Source organism: Streptomyces sp. NPDC002809 (assembly GCF_040295435.1).
GTDB lineage: Bacteria > Actinomycetota > Actinomycetes > Streptomycetales > Streptomycetaceae > Streptomyces.
This window is the reverse complement of sequence record NZ_JBEOVJ010000017.1, coordinates 113,785-120,243: the sequence shown is the minus strand read 5'-3', so window position 1 is coordinate 120,243 and position 6,459 is coordinate 113,785. Positions and strand designations below refer to the sequence as shown.

Here is a 6,459-nt window from a genome sequence, read left to right as displayed (position 1 = left end):
GCCGCACGCGAGCAGGGCGCGGTAGCGCAGGAGCTGGCGGAACTGGTCCCGCAGCAGCGCGGGTTCGTCCTGGTCCTCCAGGGCGCGGATCGGGTGGGTCATCGGCGGTCTCTCCCTTCGGCGTCCTGAAGGACCTCGGTGAGCAGTGCGTCGAAGCGGGCGAGCCCGGCTTCCCGGCCGAGGTGGCTGGCCACGTACAGGGGTCCGTGGGAACCGAGTTCGTCGGCTGCGGCGGGTTCCTCGACGAGTTTGCGGACCGCCGCGAGTACCGCGGCCGGATCCTCGGGCGCGACGAGGAGTCCGGCGCCCGAGCGCTGCACCTCCTGGGCGGTGCCGCCCCCGTCGGCCACGGAGGCTATGACGGGGCGGCCCGAGACGAAGTACGAGGTGAGCTTGGAGGGCACGCTCATGTCGAGCACGGACGCGCGCTGGGTGACGGCGAGGACGTCGGCGGCGGCCAGGACGTCGGTGAACTCGTCCGCGCCGGCGGGCGGCAGGAAGTCGAGGTTGGTCAGGCCGGACGCACGGGCCAGCAGGGCGTCGCGCTGGTTGCCGTCCCCCATCAGGACGATGCGGATCTCGGGGGCGAGCCGTGCCGCGTCGACAAGGACCTCCAGCCCCTGTTTGAGCCCCATGTTGCCGGAGTGCAGCACGACAGGGGTGCCCTCGCGCCAGCCGAGGCGGGCCCTGGTCGTGGCACGGTCGGCCGAAGGCGCCTGGACATGGCTCCAGTTGGGAACCAGCCGGATGCGGTCCGGGGCCACCCCGTAGGCGGTGACCCGGGGGACGAAGCTCTCGTGGATGACGCCGACCAGCGTCGCGGCCCCGAGGGCGTAGCGCTCGGCCCGTGAGGCGAGGGCGGCCGCCCGGCCGCCGCCCCGGATGCCGCTCTGCGCGGCGGCGGCGCCCATCAGGTCCTGCACGACAGGTATGTAGGGGATGCCGTGCCGACGGGCCAGCCGGGCGCCGATGACACCACCGGCGAGACTCGGCAGCTGGGAGATCACCACGTCGGGCCGCAGCGCGGGCGGGGCTGCGAGGCCGTGCGCTAGCACGCTCGCCTCGAAAGCGGCTCTGCGCAGGGCGCTCTGCCGGGGCGGCACATAGTGTCTTCGCCGGTGGACCGTGACGCCCGAGCGCCGCTCCTCGGCCCGCCACACGCCCCGGTAGGCCGCCTCGGTCCGCCAGGACGGGTAGTGCGGCATGCCGGTCAGCACATGGGTGTCGGCCCCTGAGCGGGCCCAGTGCTCGGCGAGCTGGGCGGCGTACGGGCCTATGCCGGTCAGCTCCGGCGCGTAGTTCGTCGAGACCACCAGCAGACGGCGGCCGTCGAGCGGTCTGTGGTGCTCTGTTTCTGGCATCGGACGATCACCCTCCCCCGGAGCCACCTGTGTTCCCCCCAAGGAACAGCCCCAAAAGTGAGCTTATCCGTTCACGAGATGCGCAAGTGGTCTTCACAGTAAGGTCGTTGCACGATCAACACCGATACCGATATCCCACCGGACCGGATGCCATGTCCGGACACCTTCCGGTGGGACACGGACATCACGTTCACACCGTGGGGGGAGAGAACGGATGGTGCACAGGGTCGGCTACGCGCCGGGGGTCTACGACCTGTTCCACGTAGGCCACCTCAACATCCTGCGACATGCCCGCAGTCAGTGCGACTACCTGGTCGCGGGGGTCGTGTCGGACGAGATGGCCGCACTGGCCAAGGGTCACAGGCCGATCATTCCGCTGCCGGAGCGGCTGGAGATCGTCCGGAGTGTGCGGTACGTGGACGCGGCATTCGTCGAGACGGTGCCGGACAAGGTCGAGACCTGGCAGCAGGTCAGGTTCGACGTCATCTTCAAGGGGGACGACTGGCGCGACACGGAGAAGGGCAAGCGCCTCGAACGCGACTTCGCCGAAGTCGGCGTGGAGGTTGTCTACTTCCCGTACACCGTGCACACGTCCAGCACCCAGCTGCGCCGGGCGCTGGACACGTTGGTCAGCCTGCCCGGAGCGCTCTCAGCTCCCTGAACCACTTGCCGAGAAACGCCACCAGGAACAGTGCGTGCACGGCGGCGAGCACGGCGTATCCGGTCCGGAACGCCGTCTCGTCGCCGAGCAGCAGGAACACCAGGCAGAACACCCCGTAGTCGGCCGGCAGCAGCACCACGGCCCGTAGCCGGGAGACGGGTGCGGGCGCCGCCGCACCGCCCGCCGGAGCGGGACCGGCGGCAGCCTTGCCCAGCTGTTCACGCAGCAGCCCCGCGCAGAAGGTGAGCACCGCGACGAACAGGAAGCCGAGCGGCAGGAGCAGCCAGCCGTCCGACGGCAGAGCGAAGTAGCGGTGGAACGAGATCAGTACGACGGTGTGGACCAGAATCATCTTGGCGCAGTCGACGACGTGGTCCAGCCATTCCCCGTCCGGCCCGCCGCGGCCGGTGAGCCGGGCGAGCTGCCCGTCGGCCGAGTCGAGCGCGAAGCCCACGGCCAGCCCCAGGTAGACCAGGACGGCCAACCCCCAGGAGGGGCGGACCAGGGCCACCGAAGCGAGGGCGGCGAAGGTGAACGCCGCACTCACCAGGGTGACCTGATTGGGTGTCATGCCGAGCCGGAACGCGACGGCCGCGAAGACCCGCCCGGCCGGCCGGTTCACGTACCGCGAGTACAGCGACACTCCCTTGGCCGACTTCTGCGCCCCGCGCAGCTCACGCAGCACCGTACCCGTGCTATTCATACGCCCCCCAGCGTGTCGCCGTTGCCCACAGCTCCGGCGGCATCTCGGACCTTGCCGCCGGAGCCGCATCATGGCACGCGCGTCCGCGTGCGGGGGCGGGATCACCGCGACCCGTCCCGGACCGGCCGGAAGGGGCGCCCTGCCGGGGTGCCTCGCGTCAGGCGGTGGCGGTCCGGCACTCCGGGTGACCCCAGCCATGATCGTTCTTGGCGATCATGTCCTTGGCCGCGTACGCCTTTCCGCAGTGGCACCGGCCGGAGAACTTGGCGCGGATGGTCGCTCCGGCCCGGGCCGCGCTCCCCGTCTTCTTCGTCGCGCCGGCCGCCTTCCGTCCTTCGGTGGCACGGGAGGGCGCGGGAACCGGCAGGTCCGCGGAGCCCTGCGAGGTGCCGGCCGCGCGCTGCGCGACGGCCACTTCACTGGCAGCCTGGTCGGCCAGGGCGTTCAGCGGATCGCCGTCGACCTGATGGGCCGGCACGTAGACGAACTGCACGGCCCGCCCGGTCAGCAGGGTGTCGATGCGGGCCACCAGGTCGCGGTTGGCGACGGGTTTGCCGGCCGAGGTCTTCCAGCCGTTGCGCTTCCAGCCCGGCAGCCACTTGGTCACCGCGTTCATCGCGTACTGCGAGTCCATCCGGACTTCGAGCGCCACGGCCGGGTCGAGTGACTCCAGCAGTTCCTGGAGGGCGGTGAGCTCGGCGACGTTGTTGGTGGCCGTGCCCAGCGGCCCCGCCTCCCACCGCAGCGGCCTGCCCTCCGCGTCGGCCACCACATAGGCCCAGGCCGCGGGCCCCGGATTACCCTTCGACGCCCCGTCACACGCGGCGATCATGCGCTCGTTCATACCCCTGATCATGCCAGCCGGACAGCCCTGCTCACGCCGGTCCCGAAGCACGGTGCCGCACAGCGCCGGCCAGGGCCTTTCGCGCACACCGGACCCCCGCGAGCACGGCGTGATCCGGAAGAGGCCCTGGGCACCCCACCCACGCCACCTGCCACTCTCACCGTACGTGACGCTTCGGGGTGCGATGCTCACGCAGCGCTGCTTCCCTGAAGGGGCCCGCTCTTCCCTACCGTTCAAGGAGCGACGATGAGCGTTGCAGGAGAAACCGGCCGAGCCCAGCAGATGCGCGAGAAGGCCAGGCACATGACCGAGGCCGCGGAGCGCACGAGCGATCCGGAGCAGCGGCGCCGGCTCCAGGAGAAGGCCCGGAAGCTGCACGAGCAGAGCGAGCAGCAGGACGTCCGGGCCGGCAGCGACCGCCCCGCCTAGTCACCCGCGGCGCACACGCGGACGATGGGCTGCCACCCTTCCATGAGGGGGTGGCAGCCCATCGGCGTACGCGCGCCGCGCATGCGCCTGTCCAGGACACCGAAGGCCCGCCCGGGGGAGGTTGATCACCGCTCCCTACGATGGACCCCTCACCGAGGACGTCACGTCGGCGCCCCACAGGAGCGAGGGAGCTTGCATGAGCCGCCATCCCGTCACCGTGGTCACCGGCGGCAGCCGTGGCATCGGAGCCGCGGTCTGCGTACGTCTGGCGTCCGACGGCCATGACATCGCCCTGGGCTACCGCTCCGACGCGGCAGCGGCGGAGAGTGTCGCCGCGGTCGTACGGAATACCGGCAGGCGCTGTGTCACGGTGCGGGTGGACACGACCGACGAGGCCGCCGTCGACCTGCTTTTCGAAACCGCTGCGGCAGAGCTCGGCCCGGTCACCGGTCTGGTCAACAACGCCGGGGTGGGCGGCCCGACGGGTCCGCTCGCCGACGCCGACGCGGCCGGGCTCCGGCGCGCCCTCGACGTCAACGTCGTCGGTTACCTGCTCTGCGCGCGGCGCGCCGTGCGCGACATGAGCCGGTCGGGCGGCGGGGCCATCGTCAACATGTCGTCGGCTGCGGCCACGCTCGGCAGCCCCGGGGAGTACGTCCACTACGCCGCGGCCAAGGCAGCCGTGGACACGATGACCGTCGGGCTCTCCAAGGAGGTCGCCGACGCCGGGATCCGCGTCAACGCGGTGGCCCCTGGGATCATCCGGACCGGTTTCCACGCCGACCCGGAACGCCCCGACAAGGCTGCCGCCGGGATTCCTCTGGGCCGGCCGGGACAGCCCGAGGAGATCGCCGGTGCCGTCGCGTGGCTGCTCTCGGACGACGCCTCGTACGCCACCGGGGCGATCCTGAGGGTGGCGGGCGGTCGCTGACGTCCGGTTGTACCGTGCAGCGGTGACCGGTCCCGGCGGGCTTCCGCTGCTCTTCCTCGATGTCGACGGCCCCCTCATCCCGTTCGGCCCCCGCGCCGGCGGGCACCCCGTGTACCCGGGAAGCCCGCTTCCACCGGCAGCCGGGGCGAATCCGCTGCTCGACAGGATCGACCCGGCTCTCGGGCCCCGGCTCGCCGCGCTCGCGTGCGAGCTGGTCTGGGCGACGACGTGGACGGACGAGGCGAACGCGGTCGTCGCACCGCGACTCGGCCTGCCGGAACTCCGCGTGGTCACCTGGCCCGCCCCTTCGGAGGAGGAGGAGCGGGACACGCGGGCGGGGCTCCACTGGAAGACACGCACTCTCGTCGGCTGGGCCGCGGGGCGCGCCTTCGCATGGGTGGACGACGAGATCACCGAGCGGGACCGGCGCTGGGTGGCGGCCCACCACGGCGGGCCGTCCCTGCTCCACCGCGTCGATCCCGGACTCGGACTGACCGACGCCGACCTGCGGCTGCTCGACGTCTGGCTGCGGACCGTCTGAGGGCCGCGCGCCCGGGTCACACCGGGGCGGTGCCGCGCACCAGCAGGAGCGCCACGTCCGCCCCGGCGACGACGGCCGCGGCGGCGAGCGGCGCCTTGCGCCAGGTCCCGGCGAGCAGGAGCCCCGCGAGTGCCGCCGGAACCGAGACGGCGAGCGTCACCGCTCCCCACGGACCGGCCGGGCCCGCCGGGCCGAGCGCCAGGACCACGGAGGCCGCCACGAGGGGAACCGGCAGCAGCAGGCCGGTGGCGGTGGCGCCCAGCCGGTGCGGAAGGCCTCTCACGCCGTTGCTCAGATCGTCCTCGATGTCGGGCAGGACATCACCCAGGTGAGCCGCCAGCCCCAGTAGCGCACCGGCGGTCACCGCCCACCACGTCGGTCCGGGGCGGGCGGGCAGGGTCAGTGCGGCCACGGCGGGCAGGGTGCCGAACCCGATGACGTACGGGAGCCAGGACAAGGCCGTGGCCTTCAGCTTCAGGTTGTACGCCCAGGCAGCCGCCACGGCCGCCAGATGCAGCACGCCGGCGAGCGGGCCGCAGGCCAGGGAGAGCGGAACGCAGAGCAGGGCGGCGGTGGACGCCGCCGTCCAGACCGCTCCCCTGCTCACCGCCCCCTCGGCCACCGGTTTGCCTCTGCGTCCGGAGGCGGCGTCCCGCCGGGCGTCGAAGGCGTCGTTGCACCAGCCCACGGAGAGCTGGCCGCTCAGCACGGCGGCGACGAGGAGGACGCAGCGGATCCTGTCGAGGCCGGCGCCCGCGCCCAGGGCGCCCGCGGTCGCGGTCACCGCGACCACCGGCCCCGGATGGCAGGAGCGGGTCAGCGCCGCTGCGCGGCGGAGCGGCCATGCGGTCGCGGCGTAGGCGCGGGACGGGTCCGGAGTGCCCATCCCGTGATCGTAGGTACTCCGGACACCGAGAACCTGACAGCCGCACGGGTTGTTTGCGGTGTTTTGTCCACCATGTGGGGCAGGGATGGGCCATGACGCCTGA

At 72.3% G+C, this 6,459-nt stretch carries 8 protein-coding genes; 4 read left to right on the top strand and 4 right to left on the bottom strand.

Annotation, left to right across the window (positions count from 1 at the left end; translation table 11 throughout):
* Positions 1-98 precede the first annotated feature (98 nt).
* Complete coding sequence (locus tag ABT025_RS13905; RefSeq protein WP_350993471.1) at positions 99-1,361, bottom strand: glycosyltransferase; 1,263 nt, start codon at positions 1,359-1,361, stop codon at positions 99-101.
* A gap of 214 nt (positions 1,362-1,575) precedes the next feature.
* On the opposite strand from ABT025_RS13905, the gene ABT025_RS13900 reads away from it, so the two are divergent.
* Positions 1,576-2,022, top strand: coding sequence for an FAD synthase family protein (locus ABT025_RS13900; RefSeq protein WP_350993469.1), 447 nt, complete (start codon positions 1,576-1,578; stop codon positions 2,020-2,022).
* Here the strand turns inward: ABT025_RS13900 and ABT025_RS13895 are convergent.
* Positions 1,991-2,725, bottom strand: a complete 735-nt coding sequence (locus tag ABT025_RS13895) for a CDP-alcohol phosphatidyltransferase family protein (RefSeq protein WP_350993467.1) — start codon at positions 2,723-2,725, stop codon at positions 1,991-1,993. The two genes, ABT025_RS13900 and ABT025_RS13895, sit on opposite strands and share 32 nt — an antisense overlap.
* Before the next feature lie 157 nt (positions 2,726-2,882).
* Positions 2,883-3,569 carry a ribonuclease H family protein gene (locus ABT025_RS13890; protein ID WP_350993465.1) on the bottom strand — a complete coding sequence of 229 codons (687 nt, stop codon included), beginning with the start codon at positions 3,567-3,569 and terminating at the stop codon, positions 2,883-2,885.
* A 246-nt stretch (positions 3,570-3,815) separates the two neighbouring features.
* On the opposite strand from ABT025_RS13890, the gene ABT025_RS13885 reads away from it, so the two are divergent.
* The 3 genes from ABT025_RS13885 to ABT025_RS13875 all read left to right on the top strand — a co-directional run bounded on the left by ABT025_RS13885 (position 3,816) and on the right by ABT025_RS13875 (position 5,470).
* Complete coding sequence (locus ABT025_RS13885) at positions 3,816-3,998, top strand: DUF6381 family protein (RefSeq protein WP_350993463.1); 183 nt, start codon at positions 3,816-3,818, stop codon at positions 3,996-3,998.
* A 196-nt stretch (positions 3,999-4,194) separates the two neighbouring features.
* The gene (locus ABT025_RS13880) at positions 4,195-4,929 is read left to right on the top strand and encodes an SDR family NAD(P)-dependent oxidoreductase (protein ID WP_350993461.1); all 735 of its coding nucleotides are present in this window, start codon (positions 4,195-4,197) and stop codon (positions 4,927-4,929) included.
* Between the two features lie 22 nt (positions 4,930-4,951).
* Positions 4,952-5,470 (top strand): HAD domain-containing protein, encoded by a 519-nt coding sequence (locus tag ABT025_RS13875; protein WP_350993459.1) that lies wholly within the window; start codon positions 4,952-4,954, stop codon positions 5,468-5,470.
* A 16-nt stretch (positions 5,471-5,486) separates the two neighbouring features.
* Here ABT025_RS13875 and ABT025_RS13870 read toward each other — a convergent pair whose 3' ends face one another.
* A complete protein-coding gene (locus ABT025_RS13870) occupies positions 5,487-6,356 on the bottom strand; it encodes a UbiA family prenyltransferase (protein WP_350993457.1) in 870 nt (289 codons plus the stop codon).
* Positions 6,357-6,459: the final 103 nt, after the last annotated feature.

Excerpts from the sequence above, each read along its gene's own strand:
- ABT025_RS13880 (WP_350993461.1), top strand. The coding sequence starts at position 4,195 with ATGAGCCGCCATCCCGTCACCGTGGTCACCGGCGGCAGCCGTGGCATC.
- ABT025_RS13890 (WP_350993465.1), bottom strand. The coding sequence starts at position 3,569 with ATGAACGAGCGCATGATCGCCGCGTGTGACGGGGCGTCGAAGGGTAAT.
- ABT025_RS13895 (WP_350993467.1), bottom strand. The coding sequence starts at position 2,725 with ATGAATAGCACGGGTACGGTGCTGCGTGAGCTGCGCGGGGCGCAGAAG.
- ABT025_RS13870 (WP_350993457.1), bottom strand. The coding sequence starts at position 6,356 with ATGGGCACTCCGGACCCGTCCCGCGCCTACGCCGCGACCGCATGGCCG.
- ABT025_RS13905 (WP_350993471.1), bottom strand. The coding sequence starts at position 1,361 with ATGCCAGAAACAGAGCACCACAGACCGCTCGACGGCCGCCGTCTGCTG.
- ABT025_RS13900 (WP_350993469.1), top strand. The coding sequence starts at position 1,576 with ATGGTGCACAGGGTCGGCTACGCGCCGGGGGTCTACGACCTGTTCCAC.
- ABT025_RS13885 (WP_350993463.1), top strand. The coding sequence starts at position 3,816 with ATGAGCGTTGCAGGAGAAACCGGCCGAGCCCAGCAGATGCGCGAGAAG.